Source organism: Bacteroides mediterraneensis (assembly GCF_900128455.1).
GTDB lineage: Bacteria > Bacteroidota > Bacteroidia > Bacteroidales > Bacteroidaceae > Phocaeicola > Phocaeicola mediterraneensis.
In genome coordinates, this window is the sequence record NZ_LT635783.1 from 1,280,371 (window position 1) to 1,305,633 (window position 25,263).

The window sequence follows — 25,263 nt, forward strand, 5'->3', positions numbered from 1 at the left end:
AATTAACTAGTAACTAAATTTATTACGTAATGAGACTGAAAAATTATTTGCTGGCAAGTACAGCTTTGGTAGCGTTGTCTTTTATGGCCGCTTGTACGGAAGAAGATCCTATCGCTAATGGTGACGGTACCGAGAATACGGATGGAAATGATGAAAACAATGGTGGGAACAGTGAGGAAACCAATGACAATGTCATTGTTTGGCCTGCTGATACCGTCGTAAAGCTTACGGATCATTACACTGTGCCGGAAGGAAAGAGCCTGGTGATAAAGGAAGGAGCACAAATCATTGTAAGTTCAGACGGAGTAGGAGCCAATCACGCACCGATTGAGTTTACTGTCAATGGTAATTTGTATTGTGAAGGAACTGCTGAAAAACCGATTTTGTTCTCTGTTCCAGAGAATGAACGTACCAATGAAAATATTTTTGAAGGCCTTTGGGGTGGAATTGTGGCCAGTGCTACTTGTGAGGAAATGCTGATTGACCACACCATCATTGAATATACAGGAGGGCAGGTAATTGAAGGTTCCCCTGCGGCAAGTGCTGAAATCTATACAGCCGGAGATGATGCGTATCCCCAGATTACTACTAACAACATTAACGGACGTTATGTGATTACCAATTCCATCCTGCGCAACGGCTGGTCGGATGGTATTTACCTGATGGGAGGAAATGCCATTATTGCCAATAATATTTTCGCTGCCAACGGATACGACGGGGCGGAAGCTGTAAACGTAAAAGCCGGTTGCGTGGTCGATGTGGCCGACAACGTGATGTTCAGTCCGAATACCAACGGCTTGAAGCTGTCCAGTTCCGGTCAGAGCGAAGACCGTGCAATGGCCAAAATCCAGGCTTACAACAATACTATTATCAATGCCGGATGGCGTCGTGACGGTGAAAAAGGCGGTTGCGTGTATGTCGAAAAGAATGCGTTGGCAAATGTCTTCAATAACCTGATGGTGAACTGCAAGTTCAGAGCTATGACTCCGAATTATGACATTCCGAATAATGTAGATGAAGGTTATAACGACCAGTCTGTCATTGATTATAACTATTATGCTTCCGGTACACAGAAGAGTGATGTAGTGTTTACGGAAGAATCTGGTGTGGCTTATTCTTGGGAAGGATATGCATACGCACATGAAAACTACAATGAAGGCGTGGTAGATGCACACAGTGTGATTACAAAGACTGCTGAAGAATGTGCGGCCAATGACCCGAAATTTGTCAACTTCCCGATTAACGACGTAGCTTTGACAGCTTACGTGTACGATGAGGCATGGGATTTCCAGGTAGAAGCTGGTTCGCCGGTATTGACCGGTGCGTATGCCGGAAACGATGCGGCATTGGCTCCTTATTTTGGAACGGAAGGTTTGAGCGTAAACGGCCAGACATATACATCTCCGAAAGTAGAAGCTCGTTTCGGTGCCTATGGCGCAAAATGATAATTTCCTTTTCTAGGTTTTGTTAAGGCAGTCAGAGTGACTGCGTTTTCCTCAATTGAATAAGTCCGGACAGCCTGTTTCGGGCTTATTCTTTGAATATCTCAATTTATTTAATTTGTTTGTTTTATGATTTCATTGAAGAAATTTTTCTGGACCTGTTGTTTGTCCTTGTCTGTATTGGTGGTGTTTGCGCAGGATGCTTCTGCATGGAAGGCGTTGGAAAAGCCGGTAAACTTTCTGCTGGCCAATGACTTGGGACGTAACGGTTATTACGACCAGAAGCCTATTGCCGAACTGATGGGGCAGCTGGCGGAGAATGTAGATATCGAAGCTGTAGTAGCAGCAGGCGATGTGCACCATTTTGAAGGTGTCCGCAGTGTGAACGACCCATTGTGGATGACCAATTACGAACTGATATACAGTCATCCGGAGTTGATGATTCCCTGGTATCCGGTTATGGGAAACCATGAATACCGTGGCAATACCCAGGCGGTATTGGATTACGCGCAGGTGAGTGCCCGTTGGGAAATACCGGCCCGTTATTATACGAAAGTGTTGGAGAATGACGATGTGACCGTGCGCTTGGTCATGATTGATACCGCTCCCTTGCTGGACAAATATCGGAAAGATGTGGAGAAATATCCGGATGCCTGTCGGCAGGACATGGACAAGCAGCTGGCATGGATGGATTCTGTGCTGACCGCAGCCAAGGAAGACTGGGTGCTGGTAGTAGGGCATCATCCGATTTTTGCCGATACCGACAAAAGCGACGCCGAACGTCTGGACATGGAAAAAAGAGTAGACACTATTCTGCGCAAGCATAAAAATGTAAATATGTACCTGTGCGGTCATATTCATAACTTCCAGCACATCCGCAAGCCGGGAAGTGCCATCGATTATGTGGTAAACTCTTCCGGTTCGTTAAGCCGTAAGGTGAAGACAGTCGACGGGACCCAATTCTGTAGCGGTGAATCCGGTTTCTCTTTGGTTTCGGCCGATAAGAAAGAATTGTGTCTGCACATGATAAACAAGGACGGAAAAGTAATTTATACGGTCCGCCAGGCCCGATAGACCGTTTTGTGTATGTATCCCCGACCGGAAAAATGAGAATTTATAAAATATTTTAGGAATAAAAATACATATTCTGTATTCCGTTGTTTTGTAAACTCGACTTTGCGTTATTGTTTCTGGAAAGGTAATTTTCTCCTCATTTGTAGGTATTTTCTAGGGAAAGAGTAGCGATTTGGCAAAAAAAGAGGCATTCGTTGGAACGGTGTCTCTTTTTTTGCTATTTTTGCACAGTTTTTAGGTTATCTGTGCACGAATGGATTTTTCAGTGCGTGGATAATCAGGTAATTGGGTCGTATGAGAACGATCCGGTATCATAGAAATCATAATTAAAACATAAAGCATGATACACAAAGTATTGATCGCTAACCGTGGTGAAATTGCTGTGCGCGTGATGCGCTCTTGCCGTGAAATGGGCATTCGTACCGTGGCAGTTTTTTCCGAAGCCGACAGAACGGCTCGCCACGTACTTTATGCGGATGAAGCTTGTCTGATTGGCCCTGCTGCGTCTCGCGAAAGTTATCTGAACATAGATAAGATTATCATGGCGGCGAAACGTCATGGAGTGGATGCTATTCATCCGGGATATGGGTTCCTGTCTGAAAATTCAGAGTTTGCACGTCGTTGCCGTCAGGAAGGTATTATTTTTATCGGTCCGGATCCGGAGACAATGGATGCGATGGGTGACAAGATTTCTGCCCGCAAGCACATGATTGCAGCCGGTGTACCGGTCGTTCCGGGTACAGAACAACCGTTGCAGAGTGTGGAAGAGGCCAAAGAAATCTGTAATCAAATCGGTTACCCGGTCATGTTGAAAGCTTCCATGGGGGGTGGAGGTAAGGGTATGCGTTTGATTCACAATGTAGACGAAGTGGAAGAAGCCTATAACACAGCCCGTTCGGAATCTATGTCTTCTTTTGGTGACGATACCGTCTATCTGGAAAAATTTGTAGAAGAACCTCATCATATCGAATTCCAGATTCTGGGTGATAATTACGGAAATGCCGTACATCTTTTTGAACGTGAATGTTCTATCCAGCGCCGTAACCAGAAAATCGTGGAAGAAACTCCTTCTCCTTTTGTCACTCCTGAATTGCGTCAGAAAATGGGTGAGGCAGCTGTGGCTGCGGCAAAGGCTGTGCATTACAAAGGAGCCGGTACGATTGAGTTCCTAGTCGACAAGCACCGCAATTTCTACTTCTTGGAAATGAATACCCGTTTGCAGGTAGAACATCCGATTACGGAAGAAGTGGTAGGTGTGGACTTGGTAAAGGAACAGCTTCGTGTGGCCAACAACGAGCCGCTCCACTTCAAGCAGGAAGACCTGCAGCAGCGCGGACATGCCATTGAATGTCGTATCTGTGCCGAGGATTCAGAAAACAACTTCATGCCTTCTCCGGGTGTCATCCGTCAGCTGATTGAGCCGAACGGCATCGGCGTACGTATCGACAGCTACGTGTACGAAAGCTACGAAATTCCTATTTATTATGACCCGATGATTGGTAAGCTGATTGTGTGGGCTACCACCCGTGAGTTTGCTATCGAACGTATGCGCCGCGTGTTGTACGAATACAAGATTACCGGACTGAAGACTAACATCGGTTACTTGCGTCACATTATGAACGTGCCCGACTTCGTGGAAGGGCATTACAATACCTTGTTCATCCCGAAACACCAGGATATGCTCCGTGAATGGGCCGGACAGAAGGAGGAAGAAACTGAAAACATTGCCATGATTGCCGCTTACATCGACTACCTGATGAACTTGGAAGAAAACAAGTCGGCATCCAGCGATAACCGTCCGATCAGCCGCTGGCGCGAATTCGGTCTGAAAAAAGGAGTATTGCGAATCTAAGCGTGTTTTAATTAAAAAGTAGAAGATTATGGAAATACATATAGGTGACAGAGTTGCGGACGTGACACTGGTCAGCAAGGAAGGCAACAAGGTGCAGCTGACCATCGACGGAGTGCCTTACGATGTAGACATCGTGATGGCCGAAAACGGAAGCTGTTCCATCCTGCACGAAGGAAAGTCGTACAACGCCGAACTGATTCGTAAGGAAGGCGGAAAAAGCTATACCGTGAACGCACATTACCAGTCATACAACATCGACATCATTGACTCACAGGCCAAATACCTGCGCATGCGCAAGGGCGGGGAAGAAAAGCAACAGGACAAGATTGTTTCTCCGATGCCGGGTAAGGTGGTCAAGATTCCGGTAAAGGTAGGCGACCGTCTGCAGGCTGGCGACATCGTGGTAGTGATTGAAGCCATGAAGATGCAGAGCAACTACAAAGTGAACAGTGAATGCGTGGTGAAGGAAATCCTTGTGAACGAAGGAGATTCCGTCAACAGCAATCAGGTAATAATGACATTGGATGTAATTAAAGAAGACGAACAATGACAACAGCAGAACAATATAAGAAATTTGAGGAGCTGGACAAACTGGCTTCTCAGGGCGGCGGTGTAGAACGCGTGGAAAAACAGCATGCCAACGGTCACATGACAGCCCGCGAACGTATCGACATGTTGCTCGACAAGGGTACGTTCAATGAAATCGACAAATTCGTAATCCACCATTGCACAGACTTTGGCATGGATAAGAAACACATTCCGGGCGACGGTATCGTATGCGGTTACGGTAAGATTGACGGTCGTCTGGTATATGTATATGCATACGACTTCACCGTGTATGGCGGTACGCTGAGTGCGACCGGTGCCCAGAAAATCGTGAAGGTACAGGAACTGGCACTGAAGAACGGTGCTCCGGTCATTGCCTTGAACGACTCAGGTGGTGCCCGTATCCAGGAAGGTGTGGGCAGTATCTCCGGTTACGCTTCCATCTTCTATCAGAACACCATTGCTTCGGGTGTGATTCCGCAGATTTCGGCCATCTTGGGTCCGTGTGCGGGAGGCGCCTGCTATTCTCCGGCCCTGACCGACTTCATTTTCATGGTGAAGGAAAAGAGCCACATGTTCATCACCGGTCCGGACGTAGTGAAAGCCGTGACCCACGAAGAAGTGGACAAGGAAGAACTGGGTGGTGCTTATACCCACAGCAGCAAGAGCGGTGTGACACACTTCCTTTGCGATACGGAAGAAGAAACCCTGATGAGCATCCGCGAACTGTTGAGCTTCCTTCCTTCCAACAACATGGAAGATGCGCCGATGATTCCTTGCACCGACGATATCCGCCGTGCGGAAGAATCGCTGATGACAGTCATTCCGGACGACCCGAACATGCCGTACGATATCAAGAACATCATCGAGCCGGTGGTCGACAACCATTATTTCTTTGAAGTGATGCCTCACTTTGCCAAGAACATCGTAGTCGGATTTGCCCGTCTGGGCGGACGTTCCGTAGGTATCGTGGCCAACCAGCCTGCTTACCTGGCCGGTGTGCTCGACATCGATGCCTCTGACAAGGCTTCCCGCTTCATCCGTTTCTGCGACTGCTTCAATATTCCTATCGTGACGTTCGAAGACGTGCCGGGCTTTCTGCCGGGATGCACACAGGAACACAACGGTATCATCCGTCACGGAGCGAAGATTGTGTATGCCTACGCAGAAGCTACCGTACCTAAGATTACCGTGATTACCCGTAAGGCTTACGGAGGTGCTTACATCGTGATGAACAGCAAGCCGATTGGTGCCGATGTGAACTTCTCTTACCCGACTGCCGAAATCGCCGTAATGGGTGCCGACGGTGCCGTAAACATCCTCTACCGCAAGGCTACTCCGGAAGAGAAAGCCAAGGCAGTGGAAGAATACAAGGAAAAATTCTCCAATCCTTACCGTGCGGCCGAACAGGGTTACATCGATGAAATCATCCTGCCGAAAGATACCCGTTACAAACTGATTCAGGCATTGGAAATGACTCAGAACAAGAGCCAGAGCAATCCGCCGAAGAAACACGGCAACATGCCGCTGTAATCAGCTGACGATTATTCAGTAAATCCACATAAGAAGCGAAGAATTCCGCCGGTCATGCGCGAGGAGTTCTTCGCTTTCTTGTATAGTTATCACATTAGATTCTGTCATTATGAAGGAAGCATTTATAAAACTGCATCTTTCCATTCTCATTGCCGGAGGGACGGGCGTGTTCGGGAGACTGATTTCCCTGAACGAAGGACTGCTCGTGTGGTACCGGATGATGTTTGCCTCCGTGATGTTCTTTCTGCTGCTCTCGTGCCTGAAGAAGTTGCGGAAGGTCACTTTCGGCGATGTGGCAAAGATTGCCTCCGTGGGGCTGCTGCTGGCCAGCCACTGGATTTTCTTCTATGGAAGCATCAAGGCCTCCAACGTGTCCATCGGTGTGGTCTGCCTGTCGCTGATGAGCATCTTTACCGCCATCTTTGAGCCCCTCATCAACCGTCACCGCATTTCCTTGCGGGAGATTCTGTTCAGCCTGGTGGCCGTGGGAGGCATCGTGCTGATTTTCCATTTCGACACCCGCTACCGGACCGGTATCTGCATGGGCGTCATCTCGTCGGCCCTGGCTTCGCTGTTTACCATTGTCAACAAGAAAGTGGCCGTGAACTATACCTCCAGCACCATGCTGATGTACGAGATGCTGGGCGGTTTTCTGGGCTTGTCGTGCATCCTGCCTTTCTACCTCCATTATTTCCCCGTGGCCTCCATTCTGCCCGGAACGCAGGATTTCATTTACCTGCTCTGTCTGGCTTCAATCTGTACCGTCGGACTCTATATCCTCCAGATTCAGGTGCTGAAAGTCATTTCCGCCTTTACGGTCAATCTGAGCTACAACCTCGAGCCGATATACAGCATCATCGGTGCCATGATTATTTTTCAGGAAGCCAAGGACCTGAACTTCAGTTTTTATCTGGGCCTGGGACTGATTGTGCTGTCGGTGGTGCTCCAGACCCTCAACGTGCTGTCGCAGCACCATAAGTTTGTACCCTCACTCTACGTCAAATGGAAACGCTGAAAAAACGTATCGAGCAACTGCTGGACACCCTCAACGAGCGGGTGTATGGCAAGGAAGAAGTCATGGCCCTGGCCCTGCTTTCGGCTGTGGCTGGAGAGAGTATTTTTCTGCTGGGCCCTCCGGGAGTGGCCAAGAGTATGGTAGCCCGTCGGCTGAAACTCCTGTTCCGCGGAGGTACCGCGTTCGAATACCTTATGTCGCGTTTCAGTACCCCTGACGAGATTTTCGGCCCCGTGTCCATCGCCAAGCTGAAAAACGAGGACACCTACGAGCGCATGACCGAAGGCTATCTGCCCACCGCCACCGTGGTCTTTCTGGATGAAATCTGGAAAGCCGGTCCTGCCATTCAGAATGCCCTGCTGACCGTCATCAACGAGAAAATCTACCGCAACGGACAGTTCACCGTACAGGTGCCCATGAAAGGGTTGATTGCCGCCTCGAACGAACTCCCCGCTTCGGGACAAGGACTGGAAGCCCTGTACGACCGCTTCCTGGTGCGCAAGCTGGTGGGCGGCATTGAAGACCTGTCCGAATTTGACCAGATGATTCTGACCGCCGATGAAAGCGAGCCGGAGGTGGACGAGCAACTGGCCGTGAGCGACGAAGAATACCGCCAGTGGCAGGAACAGATGAAGGCCGTCGGTCTGCACTATTCCGTGCTGGAAGTGATTCATTCCCTCAAGGATAAGCTGGAAGACTACAACCGTCAGCTGGAAAATGCCGATGTGCCCGCTTCGCCCGCCTTGTACGTGTCCGACCGTCGTTGGAAGAAAATCGTGCGCCTGCTGCGGGCCTCCGCCTTCCTGCAAGGAAACACCGAGGTGCGCCTGTCCGACTGCCTGCTGATGGTACACTGCCTGTGGAACGAGACCGGACAGATAGACTGGGTGCGCGATGCCGTGCTGACGGCAGTAGGCGAGAGCGTGCGCGGCTATGTGCTGAACCTCTCCGGCATTGAAGCCGACCTGCAAGCCCTGAAGAAAGAACTCGATTCGGCAGGAGCCCTGCGCGAACGGGCCGATGCCGGACTGCAATTGGTCGATGCGTATTATTACCAAGTGGAGCGTGTGCGGCTGGCCGGACGGTTGCTCCTCTTCGCTTCCGACTACCAGCAGCTGGACGATACCGGCAAGCAGTTCTACCTGCATAAGGACAAGTACAAGACCGACTGTTACGTGCTGAAGAAATACGACCCCTCGATGCGCGGCAAGGTATCCCCCTCGAAAGTCTACACCCTTCGTCGGGGCCGCCGTTCGGTATTCATCAACGACTATGAATACCCCTTGCTGTGTACGCCCGACTGCACCGCCCTGCCCGCCATGGAAGTACAGTCGCACGAAGACCTTCCCGCCCGCTTCAGTCGGCTGGAGCAGCAGCTCGGCCACGTGGAAGCCCATTGCGGCGACTGGGTGAAAGAAGAAGCCGACTATTGCGCGAACCATCTGTTTGTCGGACGAAAAGAAAAAGAAGCCATGAGCCGGATACTGGGCGAGCCGACGAAAGCCCTGTTCCGCTATCGGAACGGATTGGAGGAAATGAAACATGCATACCGGAAAGAGAACGAGGAATATCCGTCTGAAAGACCTGAAAACAGCCTATTTGGAGCAACTTCGTGAGCGGAGCCGGGCAAGGATGGAAGAATATCTTCAGGGGCGGACGGTGCTGGAGAGCGAGCTGGAAGAATGTGTGTGGGACTATTACCGCAAGACGGTGCCCTCGCTTCAGGAATTCTATTCCCGCTATACCCCCGAATGGGAAGTCTTCTATGCCAACGAAACTCTCTCGTCAGCCGATTTCCTGACCTTCCTGCAACGGATGGAAACGGCTTTTCGCAAGCGTTATACCTTGGCCGAACTCGATGTGTCCTATTACATCGGTCGCCTGTCCCGGCTTCCCGAAGGAAGCGAAGAACGTGCGGCCTTGCAGGAACTCTTCTTGGACAAGTGGCACCATCTGCTCTCGGTGAAGGAATACGACTACCAGTACCAGCACCTTTTCCGCCTGTGCGAGGGGTTCGCCCTGCTGGACAAGTCGTTCGGCCTGAAAACGGAAGGCAACCTCCGGGGTTCACGCGTGAAATGGCTGTTGCGGAACCATCCGGAACTCTATCAGAAAGTGGTGCCCTATGAGAAAGCCATGGAGCAGAACCGCCAGATACGCGAGCTGGTGCGCTGCCTGGGAAAGAACGTGGGTGGACGGAAAGAAAGTTTCGACTCCCTGTCGGGGCTTCGGGCCGACAGCCTGATTCGTCATGCCGCCCAAAGCGACGTGGAAGGAGTGGCCTTGGGCGACGACCTCAACAGCCTGCTGCCCGTGGAGTATTGCTACCTCACGGACGAGGTGCTCTATCCCTTCTTCATGCAGCGCTATGTGGAAAAACGCCTGCAACAGTTCGACTCCTATTCCCGCGAGGATCGTTCCGACCGTTCGCCGGAGAAAAAGAAAGTCAGTGCCCAGGGCCCCTACATCATTTGTGTGGACACCTCCGGTTCCATGCGCGAAGGCCGCGAACGCCTGGCCAAGTCGGCCGTGCTGGCCATTGCCCGACTGACGGAAGCCACCTCGCGGAAATGTTACGTCATTAACTTCTCAGAAGACATCCAAACCCTTCTGGTGCGCGATTTGAAGACCGATTTCCCTGTGCTGGTGGACTTCCTGCAACGTCGTTTCGACGGCGGTACCGATGTGCGTCCGGCCTTTGCCGAAGCGCTGATGATGCTGCGTACCCACGGCTGGCATCGGGCCGATGTGGTACTGATTTCCGATTTCGAGATGCCCCCTCCCGATGACGCGCTGTTGGCCGACATCCATCGTGCCCGATTGCGGGGAACTTCCTTCTATGCGCTGGTGTTCGGTACCCACCCGGAAACGGACTACCTTCACGAGTGTGAAAAGTACTGGGAGATGTATTGAACGGAAAAATCACTTTGCTTTTATCTTCTGATTTTTGCTGGGTATAAGATTTAAAATGCGAAATTCTGCTTTCTTTTTGAAGGGCGGAATTTCGCATTTTTTGTGTATGGCCATGTATCCCCCTCTCTCAGAAGGCTTGTAGAGGGGGTGCTTCCTGTCTGAAAACGGGTATTCGGATGAATCTGGAGAAGAAAATGCGGGGAAATTGGCCTGAAAAGCCGGATTTGACGTCAAAATACCGAAGCGTTTGGAAGAAAACTCCGAAGCGTTTCAGGAAAAACTCTTTGACGTTTGAAGGAAAACGCAAGTGCGTTTGAGAGCAAATGTACTTGCGTTTTGGAAAGATGGTTTTGGGGGCTTCTGGAGAGGGGGCGTGGGTGAAGACTTTTGAGGAGATTTTTTTGTGGAATGGGGGGATTGGAGTGTGAAAATGGGAGTTCCTTTTTGTACGTGTTTGCTCGTGTTTTGTGGAGGATGTGCGTGGGTTCTTTCTTATTTGTGTGATGGTGTTTGTTGTTTTCTTGAATTCCGTTTCTTTTTGGATTTGTATAGATACTTTTCCTTGGGAAAAAGGGAAGCATGGGGGTTGGAGCGACTGAATTAGAAAATTTGAATGAGGAAGGAGGGGAATTGACATTTTGTTATGTTGGAATAACTCGTGACACAGTTTGTTTTACACTACCATATCCATCGTACTGTTTTGTTATGACAACCTAGCTAAAAAAAGAATATAATCTGTATATTTTCCCTTTTTTATCATTGTTCAATGCCATTTATCAATATATTTGTGGGCATCTTCCTGTGTAACAAACAATGATGCGAATTGCAAGTTTAATATATACAGGTTGAATACAGCTATGTCTTTTGACAAATGTCTGTTGTAAAATGAGACTTTAACATCTAATCCACTTAGTTGCATGATATAACAATGCAAAATAATATGAATATGAAACTGAATCACTATATGGGTGTAATAGCATGTATTTCCTTGTTATTGCTTGGTTCTTGTAATTCTGAATATTCGGAAAGTAGAAATTTTGATGATATAATTTTTCAGATAGAAAATGATCCACAATCCTATTTGTTAAAGTTAGATACGATAAACATGAATTGCGTAAAGAATAAAAGAGATGCGGTTCATTTTATATTAGCTGCAATCACACTCAGTTATACGGATAATAATTATTATCCATCAAAGAGTGTGTTGGAAAGGTGCATTCAGATTTTTAAGAAAGAAAAAATGATTCAGCCATACCTTGAAACTTTATATCTTCTTGCGGAAACCTATAAAAAAGAAAATGATATAACAAAAGAAGTCCATACCATAGAAACCGCAATAAATATTGCTAGACAAGAATATGACCAAGAATGGCTTTTTTATCTTTACAGCTATCTCGGTGAAATGTATATCAGGCAATTTAATACCTTGAATTTTATTAAATACCAGACTCTTGCCAATCAATGCATAAAGGATGTAAATTTTCAAGATATGAGTATATCAACTCAAATACAAGTTGCCAAAAGCTTTCTATATTTAGATCGATATAAAGTCTCATACGAAAAATTGAATGAAATAGAAAAACATCTTGGTAAGAAGAATATATTTTTAAGTGAAATAAAACGTCTGCAGGGAATTGCCTTATACAAAATGCAACATTGGGATGCTTGCATAGAAAAGCTGAAAGAAGCTGTAGTTGAGGAAACATCCATTGAACATAAATTCACATGTTTCGCAATTTTGACATATTGTTATTATCGTAAACAGGACTTGTTAAATGCAGAAAAATATAAGTTTCTGGCGATAGAGAATAGTATAAATGGAGGAAATGCCTTTGCAGAAATAGAATTCTATACGTTGTGTGCAGAGTTTGCTCGGTTAAATCATGATGCAGGCGAACAAATAAAATGCCTTAACAAGCTAAAGGAGAAATATGAAATGGCATTTGATTGCCTGAATGGAGAATCATTGGATAAGGCGATACAGGCCTATACAAATATTTGTGAGAAACAAACTATTCATAGACAGATAGTCATTTATAAATACATTCTGGTAGGACTTCTTTTAGTATTATGCGTATCTTTGGTGATATATATACAGATTCGGAAAAAGCAAGTTTATAAGATTCTCGCTTTGCAACAGCAGATTAATTCTTTGGATAACCTTAGAAATGTAAAAAATGAAGTCAAAGAGTTTATTTTGCGTGATTTTGAGATAGCAAAGAAGATAGCAATTTTGCGCTCAACACAGCAAGTGCAGAGTGCAAGATTTCTTAAGGATTTGAAAAAGTATCATATAATAGATGAGAATTATTTGCTCGGTACACAGTGGGAACAGTTTTATAATCATATAGATATATCTTTTGATGGGTTCTATTCAAAACTTATTCAGAAATATTGCCGAAAACGGAGCATCCCCACCCACTCTGAACGGCTTAATCCATCCAGTTTTACCGCTAAATTGGCCTTGAAAAGTGCCTGAAAAACGGAGTATATCCGTTCATTTCAGCTAAAAACGCCACAAAACGCCATAAAAAACGGAGCATATCCGTTCAGTGGTTTGGATATTACGATAGAATCTCCGTTTTCTCTACAGAAATCGGAGTATATCCGTTCACTAATGAGAATGTAATAATACTATAATCAGTTGTCTACATACGGAAAACGGAGTATATCCGTTCACCTTCTCACAGAAACGACAATGCCTGCATAAAAAACGGAGCATGTCCGTTCACTTGCTACTCTTTTCCCGTATCTTGTATGCAGAAAACAATCTTCATACGATACGACTATGGCAGGAAAAAGTAAGAATATGAGCCAGATCAAACAACTTCTTCTACTAAAGAAGAGCGGAATCTCCAACCGCAAGGCTGCTGATATAATCGGCATGAACAAGGAGACAGTGAACAACTACATGAATAAGGTCAACGCTGACAGTCTGAGCCTTGATGAACTTATCAGGTTGGATGATCCCATTCTTGAGCACCGTCTCAAGGGCGGCAATCCTGCATATAGCGACAAGCGTTTTGAAACATTCAAAGCCCTTCTTCCATATCTTCAGGAGGAGATGAAGCGCAAGCATGTCACGCTGAAGCTGCTTTGGGAAGAATACCGTAATGAGCATCCGGATGACCACTACAGCCTGACACAGTTCCGTTTTCATTACAATCAGAACACAGAGGCCAGGAAGGAGTCGCCATCCACCATACTTGCCGACATGCGTACGGGCGGCGAAAAGCTTTTCCTCGATTTTGCCGGTGATACTATGGGATACGTTGACATGGAAACCGGTGAGGTCGTCCAGTGTCAGGCTTTTGTAGCCACTCTGCCTGCAAGCGACTACGGTTATACCCTCTTCGTACGTTCACAGCGTACAGAAGACTTTGTATATGCCATAACGCAGTGCCTGAAACATCTTGGCGGCGTACCAAAGATGCTTGTCCCTGACAACCTTAAAGCTGCTGTTGTCAAGACCGACAGATATGAGCCTTCACTTAACCGTGTAATGGAGGATATGGCCAATCATTACGGTACGGTCATCATACCGGCACGTCCCGTACACCCTAAAGATAAAAGCAACGTGGAAGGGACCGTGAGGCTTGTCTATATGCGTGTGTTTGCCGAACTCCGCAATGAAACCTTCCATTCACTGGAAGAGCTTAACCGGGCAGCCTCACTCAAAATGAAAGCGCACAACCAGAAACGCATGCAAAAGCATCCTTACACGCGTGAGGAACGGTTCCTTGCCGTAGACAAGCCAAATCTTATGCCACTGCCTGACAGAGATTTTGAGATTGTGTCATATACCGATTTGAAGGTGTCAACCAACTGCTGTATCTATCTTGGACGTGACCAGCACTATTATACAGTACCGTATCAGTATATATCCAAAACCGCACATGTCGCATATACACGCACACTGGTAAAAGTATATGTGGACGGTGAGCTTGTAGCCACTCACCTACGTGATTACAACAGGGGAAAGTATACTATCGTAAAGGAGCATCTTGCAAGCAATTCCCGGGAATACAGAGGGATGAGTGCAAAATCATACATAGAGCGTGCCGAGCGTGCATCCGGCATACTGGGAGATGTAATCCGCCGCATATTTTATTCTTCCACAATGCCTCCGGAGACTCATTACAAGACCTGCGACGGGCTTCTAAACCTGCAAAGGAGCAGTGATCCGGTCGTTTTCCAAAAAGCCTGCGAGGCAGCCCTGAATGTAGACAGATGCAACTATCGCTTTATCCGTTTACTGGTAGAGAGCAAGTGTGCCGGTGTGGGGCAACCTTCATCTTCCTTTGCTCCTCCGCAGCACTGTAATATCCGTGGAAAAGCACAGTTCAAATGACAGACTTCTAACACTCAAAACAAATAACGATGGATGAAATTATCAATGCTCTAAGAAACCTTAAGATGCCTGGAATGGCCCATTACTGGGCTACCATGCAGGAGACGCGACAGGCAGAGTCGCTCTCCTTGAAAGACGGTCTGCAACTGCTTATACAGGCTGAACTGGATAACCGGAATCAAAGCCGGAATGCCCGTCTGATAAAAAAAGCACACTTCCGTTATCAGGCTTCCATAAGTGAAGTTATCTATGACTGCAAGCGTGGCGTGGACAAGCAGAAAGTACTTAATCTTGCCACTTGTGACTATGTGAAAAACGGGGTATCCATACTTATTACGGGTGCTGCCGGTACCGGTAAAAGCTGGTTGGGTACAGCGTTTGGTCATCAGGCCTGCATGAACGGATATAAGGTTGCTTATTATAACCTGTACAGGCTCTTCGAGGAAATAAGCCTTGCCCGTATATCCAGTACCCTGCATCGTTTCTTCGCCAAGCTGGCACAGACTGACCTGCTTATACTGGACGACTTCGGCATGAAAGTTCTTGACGGACAACAGTTACTTGACTTTATGGAGATTATAGAAGACCGCCATGGACAAAAAGCTACGATCATCATATCACAACTGCCGGTTGCCAACTGGTACGATGTGATGAAAGGCAACACGACTGCAGCTGATGCAATATTAGACAGGTTGGTACACACAAGTGTGCGCTTCGAGCTACAAGGCAGCAGTTTACGTCAAAAAAGACATCAAAACTGCAACGTTACAGACGAAAATCAATAAATTTGCATCGCCATAGGTAAAGAGTATGAAAAGTGAACGGATATCACCGTTTTGGGTGAACGGATATCAACCGTTTTCAGCAGAAATATCCTATGCTGAATGACAAAGAAGTCCAGTTGTGTTGCATGCTTGTTTCTGGATTCAAGACAGAAGAGATTGCTGCCATTTGGATGAATAGTGTCTTTTCAGTACATAAGTACAAAACTAATATTAGAAAAAAAATTGGTATTCCTGAAGGTGGGGATATTGTCTTGTTTTTAGTTGAAAAACTAGACTTATAATTGCTTTGTCTTATATTACAAGCATTTATACTGTATAGTATTTGATAATCAGATATATACAAATCTATCTTACAAGCTTATTTCTATGGATTACCAATGGTTTAATGGATAGTTTGCCTTAATTTCGCATCAAACAAATATCTGTAGTCTGATGGTATTATTGCCCTGGATTTTATGAAATAGATACAAGGAGACTATAAAATATCTGGCAGTACTACAACAGTAAAAAAATAATGATTTCTTAAGCAAATATGGAAACAATGGTATGGTATTGAATATATGTTAACATTTAGAATTGTATATTATGAAAAGACTTGCATTATTATCGTTGCTGTCATTCTGTTTTATGGCGGTATTCAGTTTTCCTGTAGATACAGCAAAGGTGAACCGTACATTCGCTTTAATGGTAAAATCGGGATATACGGCAGAGACCCAACGTGAATTCTTCGATGCTTTTCCTGTAACCTGGCATGAACTCTGGCTTACATACGGAAACATACCTTCGTTTGATAATCTTAAATCAAGTTTCGAGAAACACATGTACGAAGGTTTGTATAAATTAGATAAGATACCCGACAGCTTGTTTTACGACAGGCTGATAACTCTTGGCATTGGCGGTACTAGGATAGTAGATGATATTGGAGGTTGTCTTCAGGATTTGATAGCAAGGAAACTTGAAGAAAACCCTGAGTTGATGATGGAACGTCTCAGCAAGAAATACTATACGGCATATTTCCCTTTCTGGTATTCCCTTTTCAACAGTCTGCTATGTACTGATGAGAATGTGGAAATATACAGGAAATTAGAGAATTATGAATTAATGTTCAAGGAGAAATATCCGGTTATAATGAACTATATGGAGCAGGCATTTATACTTTCCAATGGTAAGGCCATATTTGAAGACAATCGTTTCCCTTTATACTATAAATCACATAAACCTGAAGAAGTGAAGATGCAGATTCAACGGGAGGACGGAGTATATTTTGTGGCGGAACAGTTTCCGGAATATCCCGGTGGAGTAAACGGAATGTTGGAATTCATAAAAAAGAATTTCAAGTTGCCTGAATCATACTCAGGTAAAAACGTCTTTATAACCGTAAAGGTGGTAATAGACACAAACGGCAATATCAAATCATCCACAATAGATAAAAGTTATGATGAAACAGCGGATAAAGAGGCCCTCAGGGTGGTATCACTAATGCCCCGCTGGAAAGCTGCGATAGACAAGGGAAAGAACGTTCCTTTCTTATACACAATACCTCTCAGATATAAGTGACAATAAGAATTCAATAAGATGGAAATAAATGAAGTCTTGATAAAGAAAGCGGCAGAGCATATAATGCTCAACTCATGTTCTGTCCAGACCTTACAGGAATCATCGTGCGAGTGAAATAAGAAATAGATGTAAAATATGAATCTTTAATGACGATATAGTTTATGAAAAAACAACTTTTAATTACTGCTCTTTTCTTCTCATTTATTTCGGTTTCGGCCCAACAGAAGAAATATTCCCAGGAAGCAATTGACCTGAATGATAGAGCCACGGAAATCATGTTGCGGAATCTTTCAAATAAAGACTCAATAGCGGAGGCGTTGAACTTGTTAGATAAAGCCATCGCTTTGGATCAATCTTATATTACAGCTTATGGAAATAAAGTAAATTTATTATTGTCTGAAGAAGAATATGATAAAGCTATAAAGACCCTTGACGAGGCGATAAAATACAATCCGGAACAGCATGGATTCTATCTTTTGAAAGCTAAAGCACTGGAAGAGCAAGGACAGTCGGAAGAAGCTCTGGCTTTTTATAAAAAAGCATTGGAAACGTGTGAAATTCAGATGAAAAAAAAATCCTGCCGTTGGTTCTTTTCTCGACAGCTATTTCCTGAAATATTGTATTTATGGAATAGACACACCGGCCAGTGAGGTTATATCCGCTATACCGACTTCATTCACAGATGAACAAAGGAAGTCAATCACAGTATTCCTTGATGCGGTTGGTTCCTTCAAAAAATATAAGGATGTATTTATAAAGAACGGTAGTCGGTCATTGAACCAGAAAAAACCTTCTATGCCGCAAAAGCGGGAGGACGGAGTTTACTACGTGGTTGACGAACTGGCAGAATATCCGGGAGGACACGATGCAATGATTGAGTTCGTTAGTAGAAATTTCAGAAAACCAGCCAATAGCAAACCGGGTATTGTTTTGGTGAACTTCGTAGTGGAAGACGACGGCACTATACGTGATGCCGAAATAATGAAAAGTTTGGGCAAGGAAATCGATGACGAGGCATTGCGAGTGGTAAACATGATGCCAAAATGGAAGCCGGCAAAAGTTGGTGGAAAGGTCGTAGCCATGGTATGTAACATCCCTTTTATTGTAAAATAATTTATAGTAAATAACCGGTATTATGGGTGACAATTTGGAACCGGCAGTCTGATAGGGTTGATACTGACACTGGGATTCTGCATATTTATAGTTTAAGATATGAATATTACAAACATTAAATTATGGTTTGAAATGGCGAAAGAAGACGCTGTTTTTTATAGAAGATCAACCTTTGTTTCAAAGTTAGGGAGAAAAATAGAAAAAGATCCTTATTATGGAAAAATAATAGTGTCAAAGCAGAAGTTATAAAAAGATAAATTGCATAAAAAGAAATATGAAAAATATATTGATTTCATTTTGCTTTATAATGTTTTCTATTGGAATACATGGGCAAAACTTTAGTTCGGACGACCTATCGCTACTGAAGAAAACTCCTGAAGTATCTTCATTGTACAATTCTGCATTACATTACGTGCTTCTTTATGAGAACGATGTGGATTCCTTGACAAAAGCTCTCACTTATATTGACAGAGCAATAGTCATTAATCCGAATATATCATACTCTTATTTATGGAAAGGTGAGATATTGTTCCGTATAGGGAAAAAAGAAGAATCATTGAACTTGTTTTCTTCATTATGCGAAAAAGAATCCTGCACTTACCACACGTTATTTTTGACAGGTATGCTGTATGAAAAGACAGGTTTCCCTCAAAAAGCCCTTGAATATTATGACCGCGCATTGGATAAGAACGCAAAATTATTGAAATCAGCTGCATGCAACTTGAAAGATTTCATGTCTAATCTTGTCATACGTTATTTCATAGATGGTAAGATGATGGATATGGATGAAGTAAAATCTTTATTACCAGACCACTTGAAAAGTACAAATGATAAAATAATACAAACAGAAGTGGATAATTTATATAAAAATTTCGATAAGGATAATTATATAAATAACCTGTGGAATCATAATATTATGGAATATTAATGAGGAGGTAAAAAGCTAACCTAAAAAATAGGGAAAAAATTTAGAGGTAAATTTTGTTTTTTTTGTCTAAATATCAGTATCTTAGCGTAAAAGCAGATTATAAGATGAAAGAGTCATTGTATATTCGGAAAGATTTCAAAGGCCAATTATATATGTAGGGATTGTGATAAAAGATTCCGTCATAAATGATAAAAGAGGTTGCTTCAACTGGGAATGCAACCTCTTTTCATTTCTTATTCTGCATTCTTTTTCAACCATTCCTGTCGGCGGAGGTCAGGCAGGTGCTTTACCTTGAAATTCTCAAAGGTGGCATTGAAGCCGTTTCCGTCCGGGCTGGCCGCCATGAGACCTACCATGACAGGGACGTGGTCCTGCAACCAGGCGTTGCGCATCATGACATATTCCTTGTCGTCGAAGGAATAGAAGATTTCCACGGCATCCAACCGTCTGACAGCCTTGATCCATACGTAAGGTACCGGCTTGTCCAGTGTGATGACGCTCCAGTCGGAAGTCTTGTGGGTGACGACCGTGCTCAGGTTGAACTTGCCGTCCACAAACTCAATACCTGTCTTGATGTAGTTTTCATGGTCAATGCGCAGCATCAGTCCGGCCTGGTCGAAACGGGTCTTGTAGTCGCCGGTCACTTTTACCTTCACTTCAAACTCTCCTCCGTAAGTGGTGTAATAGAACGGAGCGTCGTCCACGGTAAAGCCATAGTGTGAAATTCGCCAGTAGTCACTCTGCGGGGTGACAAACATGGTCAGGGCTTGATTTTCAATTTTCCATTGTTCAGGTTCGTTGAACCATTGCATTTTTTCCAGTGTCTGGGCCATTCCGGCTTGAAGCGATGCACCGAGTGCCAGGCCCAGGATTAGTTGTTTTTTCATATCGGATGAAATTAATTCAGGTTTCTAAATAGGTAAAAAGTTTCCCGAGTCATTTGTCGGTAATCATTTTTCCTCGTTATCTTTGCAAATGTAGCGCGTGGGCAACGAATACACAATGATGATTAATAACCATTTTCATGAATATAGTAGATGAATTGAACAGCCGCTTTTTGACGCAAAGTCTGGCTTCAAAGGATGGCGGGCTATCGGCGGTGGAGCTGGATAAATACAAAAAGATAGCTTCCGGTTATGCGGAAATGGAAAATGCGGTGGCCGTGTTGAGCGACATGCATGCCAATGTCAGCTATGTGTATTATGGACAGTTTTCCAAGACGTTGGGTTGGAGGTGTATGCCTTCCGCTGAAAACCGGATTGATTCGATTTGGGAGGATGGAATTTTGAAGCTGATGCATCCGGACGATTTGCACGAGAAATATTTGCAGGAACTCCGCTTTTTCCATTTTGTCAGGCGTCAGCCGAAGATGAAGCGGGCCGATTTTTATCTGGCCAGCAAGCTGCGTATGAAGGACGGGGCAGGTAACTATCAGTTTGTTCTGCATCGGTTGTTTTATGTGTCTTCTCCTGTGACGAATGGGTTGTGGCTGGCTTTGTGCGTGTACACACCTTGGTTCCCGATGTTTGCGGGAAAGAGTGTGGTGGTTAATTCGGTCACGGGCGAGGTGATGGAACTTGGCCGCCGGAATGACTCACAGATTCTGTCTTACCGGGAAACACAGATTCTCCGGCTCATTGCCAAGGGAATGATGAGTAAGGATATTGCCCTCTTGCTTTCCATCAGTATCAATACGGTGAGCCGGCACAGGCAGGAAATCCTGCGGAAGCTTCAGGTGAAGAGTTCCATAGAGGCTTGTCGGGTGGCGAAGGAGCTGGGAATTATGTAAATGGATTCGAAATATACTAAACCTAAATAATAAGACATGAAAAAAATGCTGATTCTATCGGTGCTGCTTGCATGCGGCCCGGCCTGCTTTTCGCAGCAGGTAGAGAAATTCCCTTTGGGAGATTATGAGGAACTGACGGACACGAAGCCTCACGACGGGGTGGAAGTGTGGAATAAGATGACGGTTCCGGTCCAGTTCTGCTGGGGGACAACGGATGTGCGTTACAAGAAACTGGATGTGCCGGATGTGAAGCAGACCGGTACGCTTCGCCTGAAGGCGTGGAAAGGAGAACGAGTGAACGCGCAGGCGGTATTGTGGACACAGAAAGACCTGGAAGGAGCGGAAATGACCGTCAGTGAGTTGAAAAACGGCTCTTCAGTGATTCCGGCTTCGGCGGTACGGACACATTTTGTGCGTTACGTGATGACCGATGAACTGAACAAGGACGGAAGCGGAGGATGCGGTGTACGTGAGAATAAGGCGGAATGGGATTCTTCGATGGTGGCCGATGTGCTTGATATCGTACGGGTGCGGGAGGTGAAGGCACGCAGCACGCAGCCGGTGTGGCTGAATGTGTGGGTGCCTGCGGAGGCAAGGCCGGGAAAATATAAAGGTACATTGACGGTTTCCGGAAAGAATTTCGAGGCGATGAAACTGCCGTTTGAAATTGAAGTTGTGAACCGTACGTTACCGGCTCCCAAGGACTGGGTGTTCCATTTGGATTTGTGGCAGAATCCGTATGCGGTGGCGCGATACTATCAGGTACCGTTGTGGAGCAAGGCGCATTTTGATGCCATGCGTCCCATCATGAAGATGCTGGCCGATGCGGGGCAGCGGGCCATCACTGCCAGTATCATGCACAAGCCATGGGCCGGACAGACGGAGGATGCGTATGACAGTATGATTTTCCGGATGAAGAAATTGGACGGTACGTGGGTGTACGATTATACGGTGTTCGACAAGTGGGTGGAGTTCATGATGAACGAGGTCGGCATCAAGGATTTGATCAGTTGCTATACGATGATTCCGTGGGCGTTGAGCTTTGACTATTTTGACCAGGCGACGAATCGGGTGCAGTTTATCAAGGCGGCACCGGGGGATGAGGCTTACGCGGAATACTGGGGTACGTTTCTGAAGGATTTTTCCCGTCACTTGCGTGAAAAAGGATGGTTTGAAAAGACGGCTATTTCCATGGATGAGCGCCCGATGGAGGCCATGCGGGAGGCTATCAAGGTGATCAAGGAGGCCGATCCGGAGTTCAAGATTACGCTGGCCGGAAATTACCATGAAGAGATTCAGGGCGATTTGTATTACCTCAGTATACCTTACGGGAATCAGTTTCCGGCAGAAGTGAAAGCGGAGCGCGAGCGCAAAGGACAAATCAGTACGGTGTACACGTGTTGTACGGAGGCGTTCCCGAATACCTTTACGTTTTCCGCACCGGCTGAAGCGGCATGGACAGCGTTACATGCTGTGGCAGGTGGATATGACGGGTATCTGCGTTGGGCCGTGAACAGCTGGCCGATGGATCCGTTGCGCGACTCTCGTTTCCGTACATGGGCAGCTGGGGATACTTACAGCATCTATCCGGGTCCGCGTAGCAGTATCCGCTTTGAACGGCTGGTAGAGGGCTTGCAGGATTGCGAGAAAATCTATGTGCTGCGGAAGGAACTGAAAGCCAAGGGGGCTACTGGAAAGCTGAAGAAACTGAATGACAAACTATCGGAGTTTACGCCAGAAGGTTGGATAAAGACGAACAAGAAATCGCCTGCCTTGATGGTGAAAGAAATGAATGCATTACTGAATGAGATGTAATCAAAGGCGATGAGTTGCAATAAAAAAAGTCCGGTCGGAATGGCCGGACTTTTTAGTATGATAAAACGGTAAGAAATTATTTCTTGGTGCTCGGATTGTAGCGTGCGTTCAAACCGTCTACGATTTCCTGTGTGATATCCAATGATTTGTCGGCATACAGCAGGTTGTCCAACTGGGTGTTGCTGATAATCAGGCTGTAGCCTTTTTTCTGGTTATACACTTTCAAGAATGAATTGATGGAGTCGCGGAGCTGCAGGCTGTTCTTTTGGTTTTCTGCTTGAAGGTCAGCGTAAAGCTTTTCCTGCAACTGCTGCAAGTCGCGCTGTTTCTGCAACAGACGGGCATTTTCCTGCTCTGCACGTTCACGGCTGGCAAATCCGTTGTTTTCCAATTTACGCTGAAATTCTCTCATTTCTCCATCCAGCTCTTTTGCTTTTTCGTTCAAAGTGGTACGGATGTTTTCTTCTTTTTGAATCATCAGTTCGTTCAAATCGTTCCAAAAGCGGTATTTTGTCAGCAGGGAATCTACTTCTACATAGGCAATTTTCATATTGGTACCTGCTACTGCCGGAGCAGATGCTTCAGTGGAAGTTCCTTTCTTTTCTGTACATTGTGCGAACAGGAATACTACGGCAAGTGCCAGGAGTCCTTTCAAAACATTCGTTTTTTTCATAATGATATCGATAATCGTTTTTAGTTAATTATTAGCCTTTTATTCAGTATCAGCTTGGGCTGACTGCCTCTCCGGAATGGCATGGGGATTGAGGTGCTGGGCGGCACGGTCCTGCGACTGTACGCATCCGATTCCTCTCTTACGCATGGCCTTGCTTCCGCTTACATGGGTGTTGGGGAAGCGTCCGTTTTTCTTGAAAAGTATCTTTACTGATAATAGCGCTATGCAGATAGCAACTATTAACAAAGTTATCAGAAGAGTCTTGAGCATTTCTATTAATTTTGTGGTGCAAAGATATAGTTTTTGTCACGATTCCTTAGGGTTTTGTCTTTAAAAAAGCCTTCTATATAGGGAAAAAACGTGGATTTAACTTTTGTTTGCATGCAATTTTTAATCGTTTATAGAAATACTTTTATGGAAAAGAAAGATTTACAACCGGCATCGGTGTTCCATTATTTTGAGGAAATCTGTCGTGTGCCGCGTCCTTCAAAGAAAGAAGAAAAGATTCGGAAGTATCTGGTCGATTTTGCCCAGGCACAGGGGCTGGCGTACAAGGTGGATGAAGCTGGGAATGTGCTGATATGCAAACCGGCTACAGCAGGCATGGAGCATTTGAAGAAAGTGGTGCTGCAGTCGCACATGGACATGGTGTGCGAGAAGAACAACCAGACGATACATAATTTTGAGACGGACCCGATTGAAACGTATATCGACGGGGAATGGTTGAGAGCGAAAGGTACTACGCTGGGAGCGGACAATGGCATCGGAATGGCTACCGAACTTGCGGTGCTGGCTGCAAACGACATTCAACACGGTCCGCTGGAATGCTTGTTTACCGTGGATGAGGAAACTGGACTGACCGGGGCTTTTGCCTTGAAGGAGGGGTTCATGAGTGGCGATATCCTGATTAACTTGGATTCGGAAGATGAAGGGGAACTGTTTATCGGGTGTGCCGGAGGAGCCGGTACTACGGCTGAATTCCCGTGTCCGATGACGGCGGCTCCGGAAGGTTATTTCTTCTTCCGGGTGACTATCAAAGGACTGACGGGCGGTCATTCTGGGGATGACATCAACAAGAACCGGGCGAATGCCAACAAGTTGCTCGACCGTTTTCTGGTTATCCTGATGGAGCAGTATGATTTGCGTCTGGCTCTGATTGACGGAGGAAATTTGCACAATGCCATTCCGCGTGAGGCGCATGCCGTGTGTGCGGTGCCGATGGCCGACAAGGAAAATGTACGGGTAGCCCTGAATATGTTCCTGGCCGATGTAGAAAATGAGTTCTCTGTAACGGAACCGAATCTGGTTATGGAACTGGAATCGGAAACGCCTTGTGCGGAAGTGATGGAAAAAGGAGCGATGGAGCGCTTCCTGCTTTCATTGTATGCCGTACATCACGGAGTATATGCCATGAGCCAGGACATTGAAGGGTTGGTGGAAACTTCTTCCAACTTGGCTTCGGTAAAGATGCGTGATGGGAAAATTGTTGTGGTGACCAGTCAGCGCAGTTCCATTCTGTCTTCTCGCGAGGATATGTCGCAGATGGTACGTGCGGCTTTTGAGCTGGGTGGGGCGACTTGTGTCACTGGGGACGGTTATCCGGGCTGGAAACCGAATCCGTCGTCTGCTATCCTGAAGGTAGCGGTGGAAAGCTACAAGCGTCTGTTTGGAGTGGAACCGAAAGTGAAGGCTATCCATGCCGGACTGGAATGTGGCTTGTTCCTGGAGAAATACCCGTTGTTGGACATGGTTTCTTTCGGACCGACGTTGCGCGGTGTACATTCACCGGACGAACGTATGTTGATTCCTACGGTAGATAAGTTCTGGCGTCACCTGCTGGATGTGTTGGCTCATATTCCGGCTCGTGTATGAGAACA

Annotated in this window: 23 protein-coding genes; 20 read left to right on the plus strand and 3 right to left on the minus strand. The window is 45.8% G+C overall.

Annotated features, from left to right (window positions below; all coding sequences use genetic code 11):
• Positions 1 to 29 precede the first annotated feature (29 nt).
• From BQ7480_RS05065 to BQ7480_RS05140, 17 genes are all read left to right on the plus strand, one after another.
• The gene (locus BQ7480_RS05065) at positions 30 to 1,445 is read left to right on the plus strand and encodes a hypothetical protein (RefSeq protein ID WP_072541978.1); all 1,416 of its coding nucleotides are present in this window, start codon (positions 30 to 32) and stop codon (positions 1,443 to 1,445) included.
• A gap of 126 nt (positions 1,446 to 1,571) precedes the next feature.
• Positions 1,572 to 2,516: a metallophosphoesterase gene (locus tag BQ7480_RS05070; protein ID WP_072541979.1), complete on the plus strand. Its 945-nt coding sequence runs from the start codon at positions 1,572 to 1,574 to the stop codon at positions 2,514 to 2,516.
• 340 nt (positions 2,517 to 2,856) lie between these two features.
• Positions 2,857 to 4,368, plus strand: a complete 1,512-nt coding sequence (accC, locus tag BQ7480_RS05075) for an acetyl-CoA carboxylase biotin carboxylase subunit (protein ID WP_072541980.1) — start codon at positions 2,857 to 2,859, stop codon at positions 4,366 to 4,368.
• A 28-nt stretch (positions 4,369 to 4,396) separates the two neighbouring features.
• Positions 4,397 to 4,918 (plus strand): acyl-CoA carboxylase biotin carboxyl carrier protein subunit, encoded by a 522-nt coding sequence (locus BQ7480_RS05080; RefSeq protein WP_072541981.1) that lies wholly within the window; start codon positions 4,397 to 4,399, stop codon positions 4,916 to 4,918.
• Positions 4,915 to 6,447: an acyl-CoA carboxylase subunit beta gene (locus BQ7480_RS05085; RefSeq protein ID WP_022354531.1), complete on the plus strand. Its 1,533-nt coding sequence runs from the start codon at positions 4,915 to 4,917 to the stop codon at positions 6,445 to 6,447. The genes BQ7480_RS05080 and BQ7480_RS05085 overlap by 4 nt, the downstream gene beginning before the upstream one ends.
• Before the next feature lie 109 nt (positions 6,448 to 6,556).
• Positions 6,557 to 7,462 carry a DMT family transporter gene (locus BQ7480_RS05090; RefSeq protein WP_072541982.1) on the plus strand — a complete coding sequence of 302 codons (906 nt, stop codon included), beginning with the start codon at positions 6,557 to 6,559 and terminating at the stop codon, positions 7,460 to 7,462.
• A complete protein-coding gene (locus BQ7480_RS05095) occupies positions 7,450 to 9,078 on the plus strand; it encodes an AAA family ATPase (RefSeq protein WP_072541983.1) in 1,629 nt (542 codons plus the stop codon). The genes BQ7480_RS05090 and BQ7480_RS05095 overlap by 13 nt, the downstream gene beginning before the upstream one ends.
• Positions 9,005 to 10,375 carry a vWA domain-containing protein gene (locus BQ7480_RS05100; protein WP_072543909.1) on the plus strand — a complete coding sequence of 457 codons (1,371 nt, stop codon included), beginning with the start codon at positions 9,005 to 9,007 and terminating at the stop codon, positions 10,373 to 10,375. Before BQ7480_RS05095 ends, BQ7480_RS05100 begins: the two co-directional genes overlap by 74 nt.
• Positions 10,376 to 11,321: 946 nt before the next feature.
• Positions 11,322 to 12,854 (plus strand): LuxR family transcriptional regulator, encoded by a 1,533-nt coding sequence (locus BQ7480_RS05105; RefSeq protein WP_139255714.1) that lies wholly within the window; start codon positions 11,322 to 11,324, stop codon positions 12,852 to 12,854.
• A gap of 309 nt (positions 12,855 to 13,163) precedes the next feature.
• Positions 13,164 to 14,726, plus strand: a complete 1,563-nt coding sequence (gene istA / locus BQ7480_RS05110; protein WP_072541985.1) for an IS21 family transposase — start codon at positions 13,164 to 13,166, stop codon at positions 14,724 to 14,726.
• 29 nt (positions 14,727 to 14,755) lie between these two features.
• Positions 14,756 to 15,511, plus strand: a complete 756-nt coding sequence (gene istB / locus BQ7480_RS05115) for an IS21-like element helper ATPase IstB (protein WP_071150252.1) — start codon at positions 14,756 to 14,758, stop codon at positions 15,509 to 15,511.
• Positions 15,512 to 15,603: 92 nt separating this feature from the next.
• Positions 15,604 to 15,792, plus strand: coding sequence for a helix-turn-helix transcriptional regulator (locus BQ7480_RS05120; protein ID WP_072541986.1), 189 nt, complete (start codon positions 15,604 to 15,606; stop codon positions 15,790 to 15,792).
• Between the two features lie 304 nt (positions 15,793 to 16,096).
• Positions 16,097 to 17,068: an energy transducer TonB gene (locus BQ7480_RS05125; protein ID WP_083581762.1), complete on the plus strand. Its 972-nt coding sequence runs from the start codon at positions 16,097 to 16,099 to the stop codon at positions 17,066 to 17,068.
• A 161-nt stretch (positions 17,069 to 17,229) separates the two neighbouring features.
• Positions 17,230 to 17,718 (plus strand): tetratricopeptide repeat protein, encoded by a 489-nt coding sequence (locus BQ7480_RS05130; protein WP_072541988.1) that lies wholly within the window; start codon positions 17,230 to 17,232, stop codon positions 17,716 to 17,718.
• 145 nt (positions 17,719 to 17,863) lie between these two features.
• On the plus strand, positions 17,864 to 18,181 hold the full coding sequence (locus BQ7480_RS05135) for an energy transducer TonB (protein ID WP_139255715.1): 318 nt from the start codon (positions 17,864 to 17,866) through the stop codon (positions 18,179 to 18,181).
• A gap of 99 nt (positions 18,182 to 18,280) precedes the next feature.
• A complete protein-coding gene (locus tag BQ7480_RS18000) occupies positions 18,281 to 18,430 on the plus strand; it encodes a hypothetical protein (protein ID WP_154670758.1) in 150 nt (49 codons plus the stop codon).
• A 25-nt stretch (positions 18,431 to 18,455) separates the two neighbouring features.
• Complete coding sequence (locus tag BQ7480_RS05140; protein ID WP_139255716.1) at positions 18,456 to 19,109, plus strand: tetratricopeptide repeat protein; 654 nt, start codon at positions 18,456 to 18,458, stop codon at positions 19,107 to 19,109.
• 233 nt (positions 19,110 to 19,342) lie between these two features.
• On the opposite strand, the gene BQ7480_RS05145 is transcribed toward BQ7480_RS05140, so the two are convergent.
• Positions 19,343 to 19,996 carry a DUF1349 domain-containing protein gene (locus BQ7480_RS05145; RefSeq protein WP_072541990.1) on the minus strand — a complete coding sequence of 218 codons (654 nt, stop codon included), beginning with the start codon at positions 19,994 to 19,996 and terminating at the stop codon, positions 19,343 to 19,345.
• 137 nt (positions 19,997 to 20,133) lie between these two features.
• Between BQ7480_RS05145 and BQ7480_RS05150 the strand changes: the two genes are divergently transcribed.
• Both BQ7480_RS05150 and BQ7480_RS05155 read left to right on the plus strand, forming a co-directional pair.
• Positions 20,134 to 20,898, plus strand: a complete 765-nt coding sequence (locus BQ7480_RS05150) for a response regulator transcription factor (RefSeq protein WP_072541991.1) — start codon at positions 20,134 to 20,136, stop codon at positions 20,896 to 20,898.
• Between the two features lie 36 nt (positions 20,899 to 20,934).
• Positions 20,935 to 22,713, plus strand: coding sequence for a DUF4091 domain-containing protein (locus BQ7480_RS05155; protein WP_072541992.1), 1,779 nt, complete (start codon positions 20,935 to 20,937; stop codon positions 22,711 to 22,713).
• 76 nt (positions 22,714 to 22,789) lie between these two features.
• On the opposite strand, the gene BQ7480_RS05160 is transcribed toward BQ7480_RS05155, so the two are convergent.
• Positions 22,790 to 23,386 (minus strand): OmpH/Skp family outer membrane protein, encoded by a 597-nt coding sequence (locus BQ7480_RS05160; RefSeq protein WP_072541993.1) that lies wholly within the window; start codon positions 23,384 to 23,386, stop codon positions 22,790 to 22,792.
• A gap of 39 nt (positions 23,387 to 23,425) precedes the next feature.
• Complete coding sequence (locus BQ7480_RS05165) at positions 23,426 to 23,656, minus strand: hypothetical protein (RefSeq protein ID WP_072541994.1); 231 nt, start codon at positions 23,654 to 23,656, stop codon at positions 23,426 to 23,428.
• Between the two features lie 144 nt (positions 23,657 to 23,800).
• Between BQ7480_RS05165 and BQ7480_RS05170 the strand changes: the two genes are divergently transcribed.
• A complete protein-coding gene (locus BQ7480_RS05170) occupies positions 23,801 to 25,258 on the plus strand; it encodes an aminoacyl-histidine dipeptidase (protein WP_072541995.1) in 1,458 nt (485 codons plus the stop codon).
• Positions 25,259 to 25,263 lie beyond the last annotated feature (5 nt).

Bases quoted from the DNA above. Each gene is read 5' to 3' on its own strand.
- BQ7480_RS05065 (WP_072541978.1), top strand. From the start codon at position 30: ATGAGACTGAAAAATTATTTGCTGGCAAGTACAGCTTTGGTAGCGTTG.
- BQ7480_RS05070 (WP_072541979.1), top strand. From the start codon at position 1,572: ATGATTTCATTGAAGAAATTTTTCTGGACCTGTTGTTTGTCCTTGTCT.
- accC (WP_072541980.1), top strand. From the start codon at position 2,857: ATGATACACAAAGTATTGATCGCTAACCGTGGTGAAATTGCTGTGCGC.
- BQ7480_RS05080 (WP_072541981.1), top strand. From the start codon at position 4,397: ATGGAAATACATATAGGTGACAGAGTTGCGGACGTGACACTGGTCAGC.
- BQ7480_RS05085 (WP_022354531.1), top strand. From the start codon at position 4,915: ATGACAACAGCAGAACAATATAAGAAATTTGAGGAGCTGGACAAACTG.
- BQ7480_RS05090 (WP_072541982.1), top strand. From the start codon at position 6,557: ATGAAGGAAGCATTTATAAAACTGCATCTTTCCATTCTCATTGCCGGA.
- BQ7480_RS05095 (WP_072541983.1), top strand. From the start codon at position 7,450: ATGGAAACGCTGAAAAAACGTATCGAGCAACTGCTGGACACCCTCAAC.
- BQ7480_RS05100 (WP_072543909.1), top strand. From the start codon at position 9,005: ATGCATACCGGAAAGAGAACGAGGAATATCCGTCTGAAAGACCTGAAA.
- BQ7480_RS05105 (WP_139255714.1), top strand. From the start codon at position 11,322: ATGAAACTGAATCACTATATGGGTGTAATAGCATGTATTTCCTTGTTA.
- istA (WP_072541985.1), top strand. From the start codon at position 13,164: ATGGCAGGAAAAAGTAAGAATATGAGCCAGATCAAACAACTTCTTCTA.
- istB (WP_071150252.1), top strand. From the start codon at position 14,756: ATGGATGAAATTATCAATGCTCTAAGAAACCTTAAGATGCCTGGAATG.
- BQ7480_RS05120 (WP_072541986.1), top strand. From the start codon at position 15,604: ATGCTGAATGACAAAGAAGTCCAGTTGTGTTGCATGCTTGTTTCTGGA.
- BQ7480_RS05125 (WP_083581762.1), top strand. From the start codon at position 16,097: ATGAAAAGACTTGCATTATTATCGTTGCTGTCATTCTGTTTTATGGCG.
- BQ7480_RS05130 (WP_072541988.1), top strand. From the start codon at position 17,230: ATGAAAAAACAACTTTTAATTACTGCTCTTTTCTTCTCATTTATTTCG.
- BQ7480_RS05135 (WP_139255715.1), top strand. From the start codon at position 17,864: ATGCCGCAAAAGCGGGAGGACGGAGTTTACTACGTGGTTGACGAACTG.
- BQ7480_RS18000 (WP_154670758.1), top strand. From the start codon at position 18,281: ATGAATATTACAAACATTAAATTATGGTTTGAAATGGCGAAAGAAGAC.
- BQ7480_RS05140 (WP_139255716.1), top strand. From the start codon at position 18,456: ATGAAAAATATATTGATTTCATTTTGCTTTATAATGTTTTCTATTGGA.
- BQ7480_RS05145 (WP_072541990.1), bottom strand. From the start codon at position 19,996: ATGAAAAAACAACTAATCCTGGGCCTGGCACTCGGTGCATCGCTTCAA.
- BQ7480_RS05150 (WP_072541991.1), top strand. From the start codon at position 20,134: ATGAATATAGTAGATGAATTGAACAGCCGCTTTTTGACGCAAAGTCTG.
- BQ7480_RS05155 (WP_072541992.1), top strand. From the start codon at position 20,935: ATGAAAAAAATGCTGATTCTATCGGTGCTGCTTGCATGCGGCCCGGCC.
- BQ7480_RS05160 (WP_072541993.1), bottom strand. From the start codon at position 23,386: ATGAAAAAAACGAATGTTTTGAAAGGACTCCTGGCACTTGCCGTAGTA.
- BQ7480_RS05165 (WP_072541994.1), bottom strand. From the start codon at position 23,656: ATGCTCAAGACTCTTCTGATAACTTTGTTAATAGTTGCTATCTGCATA.
- BQ7480_RS05170 (WP_072541995.1), top strand. From the start codon at position 23,801: ATGGAAAAGAAAGATTTACAACCGGCATCGGTGTTCCATTATTTTGAG.